At 49.3% G+C, this 16,654-nt stretch carries 14 protein-coding genes; 13 read left to right on the plus strand and 1 reads right to left on the minus strand.

What is annotated here, in order from left to right; all coding sequences use genetic code 11:
• The first annotated feature begins 65 nt into the window (after nucleotides 1-65).
• The 13 genes from FB479_RS12785 (at nucleotide 66) to FB479_RS12845 (ending at nucleotide 15,518) form a co-directional block, all read left to right on the plus strand.
• Nucleotides 66-1,643 (plus strand): glutathione ABC transporter substrate-binding protein, encoded by a 1,578-nt coding sequence (locus FB479_RS12785; RefSeq protein ID WP_142065436.1) that lies wholly within the window; start codon nucleotides 66-68, stop codon nucleotides 1,641-1,643.
• A 96-nt stretch (nucleotides 1,644-1,739) separates the two neighbouring features.
• Nucleotides 1,740-2,642 (plus strand): M15 family metallopeptidase, encoded by a 903-nt coding sequence (locus tag FB479_RS12790; RefSeq protein ID WP_142065438.1) that lies wholly within the window; start codon nucleotides 1,740-1,742, stop codon nucleotides 2,640-2,642.
• 81 nt (nucleotides 2,643-2,723) lie between these two features.
• Nucleotides 2,724-3,371 (plus strand): TetR/AcrR family transcriptional regulator, encoded by a 648-nt coding sequence (locus tag FB479_RS12795; RefSeq protein ID WP_185746359.1) that lies wholly within the window; start codon nucleotides 2,724-2,726, stop codon nucleotides 3,369-3,371.
• A 241-nt stretch (nucleotides 3,372-3,612) separates the two neighbouring features.
• Nucleotides 3,613-4,128, plus strand: a complete 516-nt coding sequence (accB, locus tag FB479_RS12800; protein ID WP_142065442.1) for an acetyl-CoA carboxylase biotin carboxyl carrier protein — start codon at nucleotides 3,613-3,615, stop codon at nucleotides 4,126-4,128.
• A 31-nt stretch (nucleotides 4,129-4,159) separates the two neighbouring features.
• Nucleotides 4,160-6,283 carry a methylmalonyl-CoA mutase family protein gene (locus FB479_RS12805; RefSeq protein ID WP_142065444.1) on the plus strand — a complete coding sequence of 708 codons (2,124 nt, stop codon included), beginning with the start codon at nucleotides 4,160-4,162 and terminating at the stop codon, nucleotides 6,281-6,283.
• Nucleotides 6,283-8,454 carry a methylmalonyl-CoA mutase gene (scpA, locus tag FB479_RS12810; RefSeq protein ID WP_142065446.1) on the plus strand — a complete coding sequence of 724 codons (2,172 nt, stop codon included), beginning with the start codon at nucleotides 6,283-6,285 and terminating at the stop codon, nucleotides 8,452-8,454. Before FB479_RS12805 ends, scpA begins: the two co-directional genes overlap by 1 nt.
• Complete coding sequence (gene meaB / locus FB479_RS12815; RefSeq protein ID WP_142065448.1) at nucleotides 8,451-9,503, plus strand: methylmalonyl Co-A mutase-associated GTPase MeaB; 1,053 nt, start codon at nucleotides 8,451-8,453, stop codon at nucleotides 9,501-9,503. The genes scpA and meaB overlap by 4 nt, the downstream gene beginning before the upstream one ends.
• A gap of 4 nt (nucleotides 9,504-9,507) precedes the next feature.
• The gene (locus FB479_RS12820) at nucleotides 9,508-11,073 is read left to right on the plus strand and encodes an acyl-CoA carboxylase subunit beta (RefSeq protein ID WP_142065450.1); all 1,566 of its coding nucleotides are present in this window, start codon (nucleotides 9,508-9,510) and stop codon (nucleotides 11,071-11,073) included.
• A 20-nt stretch (nucleotides 11,074-11,093) separates the two neighbouring features.
• Nucleotides 11,094-11,543 carry an acetyl-CoA carboxylase biotin carboxyl carrier protein gene (locus FB479_RS12825; RefSeq protein WP_142065452.1) on the plus strand — a complete coding sequence of 150 codons (450 nt, stop codon included), beginning with the start codon at nucleotides 11,094-11,096 and terminating at the stop codon, nucleotides 11,541-11,543.
• Between the two features lie 14 nt (nucleotides 11,544-11,557).
• Nucleotides 11,558-12,904 (plus strand): acetyl-CoA carboxylase biotin carboxylase subunit, encoded by a 1,347-nt coding sequence (accC, locus tag FB479_RS12830; RefSeq protein WP_088907409.1) that lies wholly within the window; start codon nucleotides 11,558-11,560, stop codon nucleotides 12,902-12,904.
• 307 nt (nucleotides 12,905-13,211) lie between these two features.
• On the plus strand, nucleotides 13,212-14,123 hold the full coding sequence (locus FB479_RS12835; RefSeq protein WP_185746360.1) for a helix-turn-helix domain-containing protein: 912 nt from the start codon (nucleotides 13,212-13,214) through the stop codon (nucleotides 14,121-14,123).
• A 138-nt stretch (nucleotides 14,124-14,261) separates the two neighbouring features.
• Nucleotides 14,262-14,669 (plus strand): nuclear transport factor 2 family protein, encoded by a 408-nt coding sequence (locus FB479_RS12840; protein ID WP_142065456.1) that lies wholly within the window; start codon nucleotides 14,262-14,264, stop codon nucleotides 14,667-14,669.
• Nucleotides 14,670-14,738: 69 nt separating this feature from the next.
• Complete coding sequence (locus tag FB479_RS12845; protein ID WP_106655122.1) at nucleotides 14,739-15,518, plus strand: TrmB family transcriptional regulator; 780 nt, start codon at nucleotides 14,739-14,741, stop codon at nucleotides 15,516-15,518.
• A gap of 210 nt (nucleotides 15,519-15,728) precedes the next feature.
• On the opposite strand, the gene FB479_RS12850 is transcribed toward FB479_RS12845, so the two are convergent.
• The gene (locus FB479_RS12850; RefSeq protein ID WP_142065458.1) at nucleotides 15,729-16,544 is read right to left on the minus strand and encodes an alpha/beta fold hydrolase; all 816 of its coding nucleotides are present in this window, start codon (nucleotides 16,542-16,544) and stop codon (nucleotides 15,729-15,731) included.
• Nucleotides 16,545-16,654: the final 110 nt, after the last annotated feature.

The following is a 16,654-nucleotide window of genomic DNA, read 5'->3' on the forward strand; positions in this document are numbered from 1 at the left end:
GAGAAGGGCGGTCTTTTTGCTAAACATACAACTAGGTAAACATAAGAGCATGCAGGGAGGGTCCAATGTACACGCAGACATCCTTTCACAGATTAATTGGACTGTTACTCGCAGCAATCATGACCATAGCAGGCTGTTCTTTCGGTCAGGAGCCGTCTCACAACAACCAAATCGTACCGACACCCCAAAACGCTGCCGAGGGTGGAACGTTAATCATTGCACGTATGTCGGATGCCGCAAATCTCGATCCCCATTTCATTTTGACGATCAATGAGGCGAGTGTCATCCAAGGAAAAGTGTATGAAGGGCTCGTCAAACGTGATCGGAACATGAACATTCAGCCACAGCTGGCAACGGCATGGGAACAAATCGACGATCTTACTTGGGAGTTTACTCTCCGACAAGGTGTTGTTTTTCACGATGGAGCCCCCTTTGATGCACAGGCAGTCAAGAAAACATTTGATCGCGTATTAGATCCAGCGGTGGCTTCTCCTCGGGCAGCCATGTTCGAAAAAGTAAAGCAGGTAAGGGTCATCGATCCGTACAGGGTGCAATTCATTCTTCACAAGCCATTTGCACCTTTGCTTTCGATTTTGGCCAGTCACGAGGGAAGCATCATCAGTCCTACTGCGATCGATAAATACGGCCGGGAATTATCTCATCACCCGGTTGGTACTGGCCTTTATCAGTTCCAATCATGGGAGCCTGGCAGTCAAATCACGTTGAGCAAAAATCAGTCGTATTGGGGCGAGGTCGCTACACTTGATCAAGTCGTCTTCAAGGTCGTTCCGGATGATGCGGATCGCATTGCGATGGTTGAGAATGGTGAAGCACATGTCGCGGAATCTATCCCTGTCATGGAGCTGGATCGGATTCAAGCATCCAACCAGATGCGTGTGTACCGCAGTGATGCGCTCGGCACGGAGTTTATCGGGTTTAATGTATCACGTCCACCTCTGAATGATATCCGTGTGAGGAAAGCCATCAGTATGGCAATCGAGACGGGAGCGATTATTAAAGGGGTCTATAACAATGTGGGAACGAAGGCGAACTCACCGATGGGACCACATGTGTTCGGCTACAGTCCGACTGTAAAAAGCTACCCGTACGACATCAACCAAGCACGTCGGTTGCTCGCAGAGGCGGGCTATCCAGATGGTTTTCCGATTCAAATGATTACCTACAACAGACAGGATCGCATCTTGGTTGCCCAAGTGATACGATCGCAACTAAAAGGGATCGGCATCGACGCGGAGCTAAAAGTCGTCAGCTACGATGAGTTTGTCCGAACGATTGAGCAGACGAAGGATCATGAGATTTTTGTCAGTGGGTGGGCAAATGCAACCGGGGATGCCGACTACAATCAGTACAATTTGTTTCATACATCGGGTGGCGGGGCTGGCAACAGCTTTCAATACAGCAATCCCGAGCTGGATCGTCTCATCGAAGCTGGTCGTATCGAAACAGATCCGGCCAAAAGACTTGCCATCTACGCAAAAGCACAACAAGTGGAGCTGCAAGATGCCTTGGTTGTTCCGATTCGCAATCTAGAGAACTTGGCTGTGATTAGCAACCACATTCAGGGCTTCTCCATCAGTCCGGCGGGTTACCTGAATATCGATCAGGTCGTAATTTCTCAGTAAATCATGTAACGAAACGCTGGTCAATTATGTCATAATAAATACGTACTTTTATTACTTACATAATTGGATCAGCTCCAAAACGAAAGGAACGTTACAATGAGAAGTTTTCGACAACGAATTTTGCATCCACTTGTACTCGTAACGGCAATGACCTTTGTGTTGTCTGGATGTAACAGTACGGCTGCTCCACAAGAACCACAGACACCACCATCCGTGGAGACGCCAACTCCTCCAAAGAAGGAAGAAGCAAAGCCAAAAGAGGAGACCACCCCTCCACCGACTGAAACACCAAAGCAGAAACAACCAGAGCAACCCCAGAAAGCGAAGCCAACGGAAACGAAGCCGGCAGAAAAGACGCCAGCGGATCAGCCACCTGAGCTGTCGTTCCCGGACATCGAGGTCGTGGGTGAGCCTGAGAGTATTGCTGTATTGGTGAACAAACAACGCAAGCTTCCGGAGAATTATCAGCCGAACGATTTAGTGTTTCCAAACGTTCCTTACTTGCTCCCGGAAAAGAGCGAGAAACGCAAAATGCGCAAAGAAGCAGCTGGTGCCCTTGAACAATTATTTGCTGCGGCCCAGGCTGACGGTGTTCAGCTGGCTGGTGTTTCTGCCTATCGCTCCCATGCCTACCAAAAGGCACTGTTTAATCGCTATGTAAAAAAAGACGGAGTAGAAAAGGCACGGACGTACAGCGCGGTTCCGGGGACGAGTGAGCATGAGACGGGACTCGCGATTGACGTCTCTGGTAAGGATGGCAAATGCGCAGCAACAAGCTGCTTTGCCGGAACCAAGGAAGCGAAGTGGCTGGATGAAAACGTCGAGAAGTTTGGATTTATCATTCGTTACCCAGATGGAAAAGACGCGATTACTGGCTATATTTATGAGCCGTGGCATTTGCGTTATGTAGGTGTCGAGATCGCGCAAGAAATCGGAGAAAAAGGAATTACGCTTGAAGAATATTCAGGTGCCGTGCCTGTTTCCACACCAACGAATTAAAAGAAGCAACGCCGATTTCTCACCGAAGAGAATCGGCGTTTTTGCTAGGCAGTTATGCTATAATGTTCACGGGTGAAGATAATGGTCGAAAAATCAATCAGAGAACGTATTATTGAAACATCCATGCGCTTGTTTGAAGCAAATGGCTACCACAAAGTGACTGTGGATCAAATTGTGAAAGACAGCGGAACGTCAAAGGGAGGATTTTATCACAACTTCAAATCAAAGGATGAACTCCTCTACATCATTCATGATCAATTCATTACGTATGTGTTGGAGAAAGCAGAAGAAGCTTACGAGAAGTGGGATACCCCGACGGAGAGACTCCAAGCCATCGTAAAATCCTTCGTCATGATGATTGATCTATACCGCTCGCAGGTTACGATCTTTTATCAGGAAAGCTTGTTTTTAGCTCCGGAGTACTATACGGATATTGAAACGAAGCGGGATCGCTATAAAAAAATCATGTTTACCGTCATTTCGGACGGGATCGAATCGGGTGAGTTCCGCCCGGAGCTGCCTGTGCCGATTGTGTCCATGGCTATTTTTGGCATGGTGAACTGGATTTACAAATGGTATCAAAAGTCAGGAACGTACTCGATCGAGCAAATCGCGGATATTTATGCAGATATGGTTCTTCATTCCGTTTTGAAATCAGAATCGATGGAAAACCCGGCATTTCAACGTTTTTTCCTGCAATCACAAGAAAATCCCTTAAAGCCATTGTAGGGGTGCTAACAAGGATCATGCGGCTACACTCAAGCTTTTCGATAGGAGACAGGGGCATAGTCGCTTGATGGTCCCTTATCAAATACCTCAATCAGACCAACTAGTTGGTCTGTACTAGTATTCTGACATTTGTTATAATATCAAAAAGACCAACTGGTCGGTCTTGCACAATCCTTACAGACCAACTAGTCGGTTCGTGCGATTGTGCCAGTCAGATTCGGGAAATAGGGGAGGAATAGTCGTGCTTACCATTTACGAATTGCGAGAACTTGTGAAGCTATTGGAGCAGACGGACATAGAATCTTTTGAGGTGAACGATGAGGATTCGTCATTGCGTATCAAACGAAGAAACGGTGATCAAGTCACAGCCGTACATCAGACCCCTGTACAAACCAAAAACGCGCCAATCGTGACGGCGGCACCCGTTGTCCCTTTGGCTAAAAAAGAAACGATTGAGCGTCCGGTCGCAACGGTGCCTGTGGAAGCGCCTAAGAAATCGCCGGAAGTGACAGAAAACTTGTACAAAATCACTTCTCCCATGGTCGGTACCTTCTACGCAGCACCTGCCGTTGACGCAGCACCGTACGTATCCGTAAATGATCGGGTAGAGCCAACTACCATTGTCTGTATTGTCGAAGCGATGAAGCTGTTTAACGAGATTGAAGCAGAAGTAAAAGGGGAGATTGTCCAAGTCTTGGTGGAGAACGGTCAGTTGGTCGAGCATGGACAGCCGTTGTTCCTGGTGAAGCAAGCGTAATGGAGCAGCTTTTAAGGGGAGGACTGGAAGAGTGAGCAAACATACATGGTTCAAGGAATTCTCCGTTCCCACGTACGAGCAATGGCGGGAAGCGGCAGAAAAATCGCTGAAGGGTGCAGCTTTTGATGCCAAGCTACTGACGCATTCGTACGAGGGGATTGTTCGCCAGCCTATCTATCGGTACGAAGATGTCGAAACATTGCCGCATCTGGAAGCGCTACCAGGAGAGGCACCTTTTCATAGAGGGAATCAGCAGCCTGGCGAGCAAAAGGAACACAAATGGCATGTCTGTCAGGAAATCATCGCAAGGAGTGCCAAGGCATTCAATCAGGCATCCGTAGACGATTTAGCGCGCGGGCAAACGATGCTGCATCTGATGGTGGATCAAGCGACATTGGCTGGACTTGACCCTGACGAAGCATTGCCAGATACGATTGGTCACAAAGGCGTATCCGTTTTTTGCAGGGAGGATGTAGAGCAGGCATTCCAAGGGGTAAGGCTTTCAGAGGTACCTCTTTACGTGAACACGGGAGCGCTTGGCTTGCCCATACTTTCGCTCATCCTCGGACATGTTGAAGCGACAGGCCAGCAAGTCTCCGAGCTGCGCGGATGCATCGGGCAAGACCCGGTAGCGGTTCTGCTCACAGAGGGCAAGCTCCCTTGTTCCTTGCAGACAGCCTATAACGCCATGGCAAGCGTGACGAAATGGGCAACAGAGCATGCGCCTGCGCTGAAAACCATCTTGGTTCAGGGCAATCCTTATCAGGACGGCGGCGGAAATGCAGTAACCGAACTGGCTTTTTCACTGGCCACAGGGGTCGACTATTTGCAAGTGATGCTTGAGCGGGGGCTGTCCATAGAGGATATCGCAGCACGGATGCAGTTCTCGTATTCGATCGGTTCAGACGTCTTCATGGAAATCGCGAAGCTGCGTGCTGCAAGAATGCTCTGGTCTAACATCGTGGCGGCCTACGGCGGATCAACGGAAGCCCAAAAGATGACGATTCACGCCAGAACCTCGGCCTGGACGAAGACGATGTACGATCCGTATGTCAATATGCTGCGTTCCACGACAGAAGCGTTCTCAGCCGTTATTGGCGGAGCAGACAGTCTGCATGTATCCGCATTTGACGAAGCAATCCGCCCTGCCAATGAGTTTTCAAGAAGAATCGCCAGAAATACGCAAATCATTTTGCAAGAAGAAGCGCATTTGGCAAAAGTGATCGACCCTGCGGGAGGTTCTTGGTACGTAGAATGGCTCACAGATGCATTGGCGAAAAAAGCTTGGGAGCTGTTCCAGCAGGTAGATGCACACGGAGGCATGCTGAGCGCATTAGAGGCAGGCTTCCCACAAGGCTTGATCGGCCAGATCGCGGATCAAAAAGCAGCGAGTATCGATACACGTAAAAAGCGTTTGGTTGGAACCAACATGTATGCCAATACGGCTGAGCAGCCACTGCAGGCTGAGAGTCTTTCAAGCATTCACGAAGAGCGAGCAGAGGAAGCACGATCCCATCGGATGAAACAGAACGAGACTCTCGTCTCCGCAGAGCTCGATGAGCTGGCGAAACATACCGATGAGCTCGTGGCACGTGCAGTAAATGCAGTGCTTCATGGGGCGACTGTGGGCGATATTGCCAAAGCCATGAGACGTGAAGATCAGGTAGGGAAGATCATTCAGCCACTTCGTATTCACCGGGCTTCCGAACGCTTTGAAGCCTTGCGGATGCAGGCAGATGATTACTTGAAAACAACAGGAAAAAGACCAACCGTATTCTTGGCGACGATGGGACCCGTGGCAAAGCATAAGGCCCGCGCGGATTTTGCGTCAGAGTTTTTTGCGGTGGGAGGCTTTGAAGCAGTTCGCCAGCAAACATTCTCTACAGCTGAAGAGGCGGCAGAAGCTGCAATTGCTTCCGGAGCGATGATCACGGTCATTTGTTCGGACGATGCGAGCTATCCTGAGCTGGTACCACCGTTGGCTCAAGCAATCAAGCAACATGTACCTCAGATGACAGTTCTGTTGGCTGGCTTGCCAGACGCGGAACATTTGGCTACTTATAAGACGGCAGGTGTAGATGATTGCATCCACATGCGTTCCAATTGCTACGAGATGCTGCGAGAACTTCAGGAGCGGATAGGAGTGAGCTCATAATGAAGCGACCTGATTTTTCAAAAATGGCTTATCAGTCCAAAAGAGATGTGTCTGACTTGTTTCCTCAGCTGGGAGCAAACCCTGAAGGAAAGGAGCAAATGTGGCAGACGCTGGAGCAGATCCCCGTAAAACCTCTTTACACAATGGAAGATGTAGAGGGAATGGATCACCTCGGCTACATGCCTGGTTTGCCGCCTTATACGCGTGGACCGTATCCGACGATGTACGTGACCCAGCCATGGACGGTTCGCCAATATGCCGGATTTTCTACGGCGGAGGAGAGCAACGCTTTTTACCGACGGAATTTGGCTGCAGGCCAAAAAGGGCTGTCGATTGCCTTCGACCTCGCGACACATCGCGGCTATGACTCCGATCATCCGCGGGTTGTCGGTGATGTCGGAAAAGCAGGTGTGGCAGTTGATTCCATTCTCGATATGAAAATCTTGTTCGATGGCATCCCCCTCGATAAAATGTCCGTCTCCATGACGATGAACGGAGCGGTTTTGCCGATTATGGCTTTCTATATCGTGGCAGCAGAAGAGCAAGGGGTATCACAAGCGGAGCTAACTGGAACGATCCAAAATGATATTTTGAAGGAATACATGGTTCGGAATACTTACATTTATCCGCCAGAAGCGTCGATGAAGATCATTTCCGATATTTTTGCCTACACCTCCAATCATATGCCCAAATTCAACAGCATCAGTATTTCAGGCTACCACCTGCAGGAAGCGGGTGCGACCGCGGATATTGAATTGGCCTACACATTGGCAGATGGTTTGGAATACGTTCGCACGGGCCTTGCAGCAGGCATCGACATCGATGCATTCGCGCCACGGCTGTCATTTTTCTGGGCGATTGGCATGAACTACTTCATGGAAGTGGCAAAAATGCGTGCAGGACGCTTGATTTGGGCCAATCTGATCAAGCAGTTTAACCCAAAAAACGAAAAGTCGATGGCACTGCGGACGCACTCGCAAACGTCGGGATGGAGTTTGACGGAGCAGGACCCGTATAACAACGTGGTGCGGACGTGCATCGAAGCCATGGCCGCGGCTCTGGGGCATACTCAATCTTTGCACACGAACGCACTGGATGAAGCGATTGCGCTGCCGACAGACTTTTCGGCTCGGATCGCGCGAAATACGCAGTTGTTTTTGCAGGACGAAACCGAGATAACCAAGGTCGTCGATCCGTGGGCAGGCTCCTATTACGTCGAGTCCTTGACGGCGCAGCTCGTGGAAAAAGCGTGGGCGCACATCGAAGAGATCGAAGCACTTGGCGGTATGGCAAAAGCAATTGAGACGGGATTGCCGAAAATGAAGATCGAGGAAGCGGCAGCACGCCGTCAGGCACATATCGATTCGGCGAAGGAAGCCATAATTGGCGTGAACAAATACCGTCTGGACAAGGAAGATCCGCTGGAAATTCTCGAAGTTGATAACACAGCGGTCCGGGAAGCGCAAATCAGGCGTTTGCAGGAGCTGCGCAATAACCGGGATGAGGCGAGAGTGCAAGCAACGCTACAGGCCATTACGGAATGCGCGAAAACGGGCGAAGGCAATCTGTTGGAGCTGGCCATTGAAGCGGCGCGAGCAAGAGCTTCTTTGGGGGAAATATCGGATGCCTATGAAAAAGTCGTGGGGAGACACAAGGCGGTCATTCGCTCCATCAGCGGCGTCTACAGTTCCGAATACGCAGATGCCGATGAGGTAGCGGCAGTGCGCAAGATGGCAGACGAATTCGAGCAGTGGGAAGGCAGACGTCCCCGTATTATGATCGCGAAAATGGGTCAAGACGGACATGACAGGGGCGCGAAAGTGATTGCTACCGCTTTTGCTGATTTAGGCTTTGATGTCGACATCGGTCCGTTGTTCCAGACACCTGAAGAAACAGCAAAACAAGCAATAGAAAATGACGTGCACGTGATCGGCTTCAGCTCGCTTGCGGCCGGACATAAAACATTGCTGCCGCAACTGGTAGAAGAGCTCAAGAAGCTGGGGCGCGAGGATATTGTCGTCGTCGTAGGTGGTGTTATACCAGCGCAGGATTACGCCTTTTTGCGAGAGCATGGTGCCGCAGCTATCTTTGGGCCAGGAACAGTCATTCCTGTAGCAGCCCAGCACGTTCTGCAAGAGATCGTGTATCGCCTGGAGGCTGCTGGACAATGACCGGGGGCAAGGCTGACAAGAATTTCTTGAATGTTACCTCCAAGGCACGCCTCCCACGCTTATCGGTGGATCAATACGTCACAGGCGTACGAGAGAATAACCGAACGGTTTTGGCGCAGGCAATCACGCTGGTCGAGAGCAACGCTCCCGCTCATATGGATATGGCTCAAGAGGTGATCAAACAGCTGCTTCCTCATACTGGTCAATCCATACGCATAGGTATATCCGGTGTGCCAGGTGCGGGCAAGAGCACGTTCATTGAAGCATTTGGCAGTATGCTTTGCGAAAAAGGCCATCGTGTCGCTGTTTTGGCCGTTGATCCGAGCAGTACGGTTACACGCGGGAGCATTCTCGGCGACAAGACGCGGATGGAGCTCTTGTCACGCAATCCACATGCCTTTATCCGACCTTCTGCAACGGGTGGCACGCTGGGCGGTGTCAATCGGAAGACGCGGGAAACGATGCTGATCTGTGAGGCAGCAGGCTATGACGTGATTTTGGTCGAGACGGTCGGGGTCGGACAGAGCGAGACGACGGTCAGGTCCATGGTCGATTTCTTTTTACTGCTGATGCTGACAGGGGCGGGAGATGAACTGCAAGGAATCAAAAAAGGCATCATGGAAATTGCGGATGCGCTTCTGATCAACAAAGCCGATGGGGAAAACCGCACGCGTGCCTTGATCGCCAAAGGTGAATACAATCGCGTTCTGCATTACTTGCAGCCGGCAACCACTGGCTGGGAGACGAAAGCATACATGTGTTCTTCGCTAACAGGGGAAGGCATTGAAGATATTTGGGAGGTCATCGGTCAATTTCGTGAAACCACCGTTCAATCAGGCAGCTTCGAGGCAAGACGCAAAGCGCAGCTGCTCGATTGGATGCACAGTATGGCTCAGGACTACTTGCGTGCGACTTTTTTTGGCAACCAGCAAGTAGCCGAGCTGCTTCCCTCCATTGAAGGAGCCGTTGCGAGTGGCGAGATTTCACCGACGAGCGCCGTACAGCAATTAGTGGCGATCTATGAGAATGCGATCATGAAAAAGGAATAGAGAGATGGTGGCCCTTATGAGCAGCAATATGTACGAAAAAATTGATGAATTGATGGAACGCAAATATAAAATCCAGCTTGGCGGCGGTGATGCACGCATCGATGCGCAGCATAATCGCGGCAAGTTGACTGCACGCGAGCGGATCGAGCTTCTGCTTGACCCAGACACCTTTATGGAGCTGAACCCGTTTGTTGAGCATCGTGCCACGCATTTTGGTCTCGACCAGATGGAGGCACCGGGCGAAGGCGTCGTGACAGGCTACGGAAAAATCAACGGTCGCCCTGTTTATTTGTTCGCGCAGGATTTCACGGTATTTGGCGGTGCTCTGGGTGAGATGCACGCGATGAAAATCGCCAAGGTGATGGACTTGGCAGCGAAAAATGGCGCTCCCTTTATCGGTCTGAACGACTCTGGCGGCGCACGCATTCAAGAAGGGGTTAGCTCGCTGGATGGCTACGGCACGATTTTTTACCGCAATGCCATTTATTCCGGAGTGATTCCACAAATCTCTGTCATCCTCGGTCCGTGTGCGGGAGGAGCGGTATACTCTCCAGCGATTACGGATTTTGTGTTCATGGTAGAGAAGACGAGCCAGATGTTCATCACAGGTCCAAAAGTGATCGAAACCGTTACAGGTGAAAAAATATCCGCGGAGGATCTAGGCGGAGCGAAGGTTCATTCGACGGTGAGCGGCAATGCCCATTTTACGGCAGAAACCGAACAGGAAGTATTGGAAGGAGTGCGCAGGCTGCTCAGCTTCCTGCCACAAAACAATCGCGATCGCGCTCCAGTGATGAAAGCAGAAGAGAACAATGGTTGGCAAGAAGATCTCCTGGAGCTCGTACCTGCTGAGAGCACGAAAGTATATGATGTGCGCAAGGTCATCGGAAAAATCGTGGATCACGGTGATTTCATGGAAGTACAGCCGAACTTTGCCCGCAATATCGTTATTGGTTTGGCGCGTATCGATGGATACAGCGTCGGTATTATCGCTAACCAGCCGAAGGTCATGGCAGGCGGACTGGACATTCATTCTTCGGATAAGCTGGCACGGTTCATCCGTTTTTGCGACTGCTTCAACATTCCGCTCTTGACCTTTGAAGATGTCTCTGGCTTTTTCCCGGGAATCAATCAGGAGCACGGCGGGATTATCCGTCACGGGGCGAAAATCTTGTATGCATACTCAGAAGCAACGGTTCCCAAAATTACCGTGATTCTGCGTAAAGCTTACGGAGGCGCTTATGTGGCGCTCAACTCCAAGTCCATTGGAGCTGATATCGTGTATGCTTGGCCGAATGCAGAAATCGCCGTCATGGGTCCCGAGGGTGCTGCCAACATCATTTTTGCAAAGGAAATCGAACAAAGTGAGGACCCGGCTGCGACTCGTGCAGAGAAAATTGCCCTCTACCGAGAAAAGTTCGCCAATCCATATGTCGCGGCAAGTCTCGGCATGGTAGATGACGTCATCGATCCGCGCGAAACCCGTCAAAAGGTGGCGCAAGCCTTGGAAATGCTCAGAAACAAACAGGAAGATCGTCCGTACAAAAAGCACGGGAATATCCCATTATAGAAAGGAGCTCTGATCGTACTATGAAGCTGCATGAACTGCGTGAATTCATCAAGCTGGTGAATCAGTCTTCCATTGAGGAGCTGGAATGGGAGAAGGGCAAGACCCGCATCGTGATCAAGAAAAGCGCACCAGCCCATGTCGTGGCTATAAATGCGCCTGTACAGGTGGGCGAAGTGGAGCATGGCTATCAGGAGGCAGCGGCCACTGCTGAGTCCGTCGATGTCGTTGCTGAGGTACCTGAGGAAGTAACACAGCAAGTCATGTCTCCAGGAGTAGGACAGTTCTATGCGGAAGCGACAGTTGGGCAGACTGTTCAAGCAGGCGAAAAAGTTGGACGCTGCACGGCTGATGCTCTTCAGCTATCTGCCGACATAACGACCCCCGTTAGCGGCATTATCACGGAAATTCTCGTCGGGGATGGTCAGTTTGTCGATTACGGAAAAGCATTGCTCGTTGTCAAAACTCAGTAGGAAGGAGTGCGCCTATGTTTACGAAAGTATTGATTGCCAATCGGGGCGAAATCGCTGTCCGCATTATTCGCGCTTGTCAGGAATTAGGGATACGTACAGTCGCTGTCTTTTCTGAGGCGGATCGGGAAGCATTGCACGTCGAATTGGCGGATGAAGCGTATTGCATCGGTCCTACGGCGTCCAAGGACAGCTATTTGAACATGGCACGGATTATGACGGTCGCTCTTCATACGAAGGCCGACGCAATCCATCCGGGCTATGGCTTCTTGGCGGAAAACGCTTCGTTTGCCCAGCTTTGCCAAGATTGTTCGATTACCTTTATTGGTCCTGATCCAGAAGCGATCACAAAAATGGGTGACAAAGCCGTAGCAAAGGCAACGATGAGTCAAGCGAATGTTCCATTAGTTCCGGGTACCGACGGCTTGATTGAAGACATCGATGAGGCATTGCAGGTGGCGGAGAAAATCGGCTATCCTGTCATCGTAAAAGCAACGGCTGGAGGCGGCGGCAGAGGCATGCGTGTCGCTTTTGACGCCGATGAGTTGTCCAAGGCCATTCGGCAAGCCCAGAAAGAAGCGGAGACGGCATTCGGCAACGCCGGCGTGTACTTGGAAAAATACGTGGAAGAGCCGCGGCATGTGGAGATTCAAATCATGGGCGACAAGCATGGCAACGCTGTGTACTTGGGAGAGCGGGATTGCTCCATCCAGCGTCGTCATCAAAAGCTGGTAGAGGAAGCGCCATCTCCGGCGCTGGACCAAGCGCTGCGCGAGCAAATGGGGCAGGCTGCGGTGGCGGCAGCCAAAGCGGTTTCGTACCACGGAGCAGGTACCGTTGAATTTTTGCTAGACAAGCACGGCCAATTTTACTTCATGGAAATGAACACGCGGATTCAGGTAGAGCATCCCGTGACAGAGATGATTACAGGGATCGACTTGATTAAGGAACAAATATCTGTCGCAGCAGGTAATCCGTTATCCTTTTCACAAGAAGACGTGAAAATCAACGGATGGGCAATCGAGTGCCGAATCAATGCGGAGAATCCTGCGAAAAACTTTATGCCATCACCAGGCAAGGTCATCAATTACTTGCCGCCTGGCGGGTACGGTGTAAGAGTGGACAGTGCGGTTTATCCCGGCTATGAAATCTCTCCCTTCTATGACTCGATGGTCGCCAAGCTGATTGTTTGGGGAACAGATCGCAACGAAGCATTGGCTCGTATGAAGCGGGCACTAGGTGAGTTTGTCATCGAGGGTGTGCATACGACGGTTCCCTTCCATGAGAAGCTTCTGGAGCACCCTGACTTTGTTGCAGGGAATTTCGCTACGAATTTTCTGGAAAAAAATACGCTGGATTTGTAACAGGAATTTTCCAATATCAATGAGCATGAAAGAACTGTAACAGAAACCGCTTTCTGTTACAGTTCTTTTTCAATTTACCCGATGGAGGGAAAGGTGTTATTACCCTTGGAAATAGGCTGCAAACAAGTCTTCTGCGACCAGCGCTGGTTCCTCCCACTCCAAAAAGTGTCCGCCACATTCAACTGGTATACGAAAAGAGTCGCTGGTGCGTCTCTTTTTGCCATAAATGCGGCAACATGACGAATCGGTATATGCTATACTGCGGCTACTACTGGAAATGAGTGACAGGAGTAAGGAGGTGAATTTCATGAAGAAAAAGATGGCAGATTTCAGCGCCAGTGATTACCAGCCTTTATTGTCCAGCGATTATCTGGGGTGTTCGGGTATGAAGGTATCACAGTGGGATCGGATTCCGCCCGCACGAATGTACGATGCCTCGCAGCTATCGAAGCATGTGATTGTCATCCATGGGACAGCAGAACCGTTGCTGCTGCAATTTTTTGACGGCAGGTACCCACGCGAGAAGAAAGTAACGACTGGGGATGTACAGATTTTTCCTGCTGGCGAAAAATGGTCGTGTCAATGGACGCGTCCACTCTCCTTTGTCAAACTGGAGCTCGATCCTCTTTTTTTGGATCAGGTGGCGGAAGAATCCGGTTTTGGGCATGCTGACAAAAAGAAACTGGATCTGCGCTTCCTCTTTCGCGACGATAAACTCGTCGTACTCATCCGGTGGATGCTGGAAGAAGTTCAAAATGGCGGGCAAAGCGGAAAACTTTACAACCATTCACTCGCTAATATGGCAGCCGTTCATTTACTTCGCCACTATACCGGATACACGCAAAGCCGTGTGGACACCTTTGCCACGAACAAACATGTCACAACCATGATTGCCTACATGCAGGCGAATTTGGAGGCGGGTATTTCCCTCGCCGACCTTTCGATGGTGAGCAATATCAGCTTGTCTCAATTGGTTCGCTTGTTTAAAAAGCATACAGGAGTGACGCCGCATCAATATTTAATTCAACTGCGGATTGAACGTGCTAAACAGTTGATTCGCTGCGGAAATTTGAGTGGAAAGGAAATTGCCGTGCAAGCAGGATTCTCCGATCAGGCTCACTTTACGAAGCTGTTTAAAAGAATGACGGGAATGTCGCCGTTGAAATATGCGGCCCACAGTAGAAAGGATGGGACCATGCTTGACCCGAAACACCAATAGCCGAGTACAAGGCTACTGGTGTTTTTTGGTGAGCATTTTTGACCAAAACATGCGTATTTTGTTCAATATTTTCACGTGGAATCGTTTTTATACTGAGAATGCCAAATCACAAAAGATACAAGAAGGAGTGAAGCAGTCTTGAAAGGACAAGAGGTTGTTCAGCTTTTTTTTGAAAGAGAAGCAAGGCAGGATGTTCGGGGAATGGGAATGCTCATGGCAAACCAAATCGTCTATGAAATGCCGTATAGTCTTCAAGCAGATCGGGTGGAGGGGAAAGAAAAACTCATTCAATTACTAGACCAGTTTATTGGAAAGGAAAATAGTCTGTACTCGTTCTGGGAAATCTCCAACATTCGAATCTATGAGGTAAATGAAAGCAGTCACGAGCTGTATTTCGTTGAAATGGACGGGAAGGCAACCGTAAAAGAGAGTGGATTGGAATATTCCCAATCCTATGTGAGTATGTTACGAGTTTTCAATGGGGAGATAGTCTTGTGGAGGGAATATTTCAATCCGATTGAGTTGCAGAAGGTGCTGGATTCATAGGACTGTTGACTTTCTCACGGGACAATAGCAGTATTCATATATACTACTAAACAAAAAGGAGGTAACAACTTGATTGATGAGCTCCGAAAAATCGGATTGTCAGACCTAGAAGCCAGATGTTATTTGGTGCTTCACGAGGAACCCAAAATATCTGGATATGAAGTGGCCAAGAAAGTTTCCGTCTCTCGGACAAACGTATATGCTGCACTTCGAGCATTAACGGAAAAGGGCATGTGCCGCACAATCGAATCGGAGCCTGTTCTTTATGATGCAGTACCGATCGAGCAGCTGATTCGTTTGTTACAATCGGAATTTGATCAAACAACCCGTGTCCTTCAAGAGCAGTTGAAATCCACTCCCCGAACGTCTCCTTCCTTTTATAATTGGCAAGGTGACAAAGCGATTGAAACAGCCATCAAACGTATCATCTCAAATGCAAACAAAAGCATAGTTGTCGATATTTGGTCTGAAGATGTTCATTGGGTAGAGGAGCCACTGATAGAAGCGGAAAAACAAGGGGTTGCTGTCACGCTAATATCCATTGGCGAATGCCATGCAAAGCTAAAAAATGTTGTCGTACATAAAAGAAGCGCGGAATGGAATCAAGTGCAATCCAGGAAGTTCTCTATACTTTGCGATGCACATTCAGCGTTGCTGGGCAGCTTTGGGCGTGGGATCAAGCCAACTGTACTGGAGACGGACCACCCATCTCTCATTGAATTGCTGCAAAATGCGTTCTACCATGACATAATCATGGGTCAGATCGAGAAGGATTTCAGCCCCATGCTGGAAGAGAAATATGGGAGTGACTATGTACGCATTATCACACCTTACAGGGAATACTTATAACGAGTATTTCCTCTTTTTATCAACAAAACAGTGGCTTCAAGTACGAAGAAGACTCTCGTAATCAACCAAAAGAGAATTGAACACGTAAAGCTAATAATATTCATTTACAGCCAATCCTTAGAGGGTTGGCTGTTTGTTATGGAGGAGCCTTAAAAAGGGAGGTAGAGACTTTCCGATGTCTCTTCCCCCCTTTTATGCGTGCATCGTCTATTATTTCAACTCGTCGAGAAAGCTTCTTACAGCCCGATAGTATCCGTCAGGGTCCGTAGAATGGATATCATGCCCGCACTCAGCAAAACTTGCAAGCTTTGTGTTTGGTCTTTGCGTCACCATGCGATCGGCTTGATTTTCATCCAATACAAAGCTTTTTTGGCCATGAATCAGCAAGATCGGGCAAGAAGACGCTAGCCAATCGCTCCACCATTCTCCGTCAATGTGTCGTTGAGAAATAGGCATGCCTTTTAAATCAGAACGGAATCCCCAGCCTTGTTCATCCTCAAACACGCTTTCCGAAAAATAATCGACCGCCCGAACGCCGACTTCTTCGAGTGATTTTCTTAGATCGTGTAAAGAAGGGGAGCGATGTGGGAGTTTTTCTGCAAAGGATAAGTCGGCCTTAATTTCTACTCCGATATCTTCCACAATGACCGCGTTCACAAGCTCCGGATAATGAGCAGCAAATTGATAAGCGTTGACACCTCCTAAAGAATGCCCAACGATCGTAACAGGAGCTCCGTCCAAAACGGTCTGAACAAAGGCGAGAATGTCGTTGAGGTAGCCTTCACGTGAATAATCCGTATCTGGGGCATGCTCACTCCAGCCGTGACCGCGTTGATCCAATCCAATCACGCGCCAATCTGTGAATCTGGAAGCAAACTCTGAAAATGTTCGTGCATCATTCATATGACCATGCAGCAGGAGCAAAACTCTTTGACTGTCCCCGCCAAAATCGAGGTAAGATAGTTTTACGTTACCTGATTGGAAATATTTTCTCGTTACCATACCGTTTTCTTGTGGCTGAAGCATACACAATTCCTCCTTATTTATCATCAGCATCATGTCCAACTCGACTTCTCCTTCACCATAACAGATAATAGTGACAGGAATTGTCATAATAAAAACATGTGGAGAGTTAT

Origin of the sequence: Brevibacillus sp. AG162 (assembly GCF_006715575.1) — a bacterium.
Taxonomy (GTDB): domain Bacteria; phylum Bacillota; class Bacilli; order Brevibacillales; family Brevibacillaceae; genus Brevibacillus; species Brevibacillus brevis.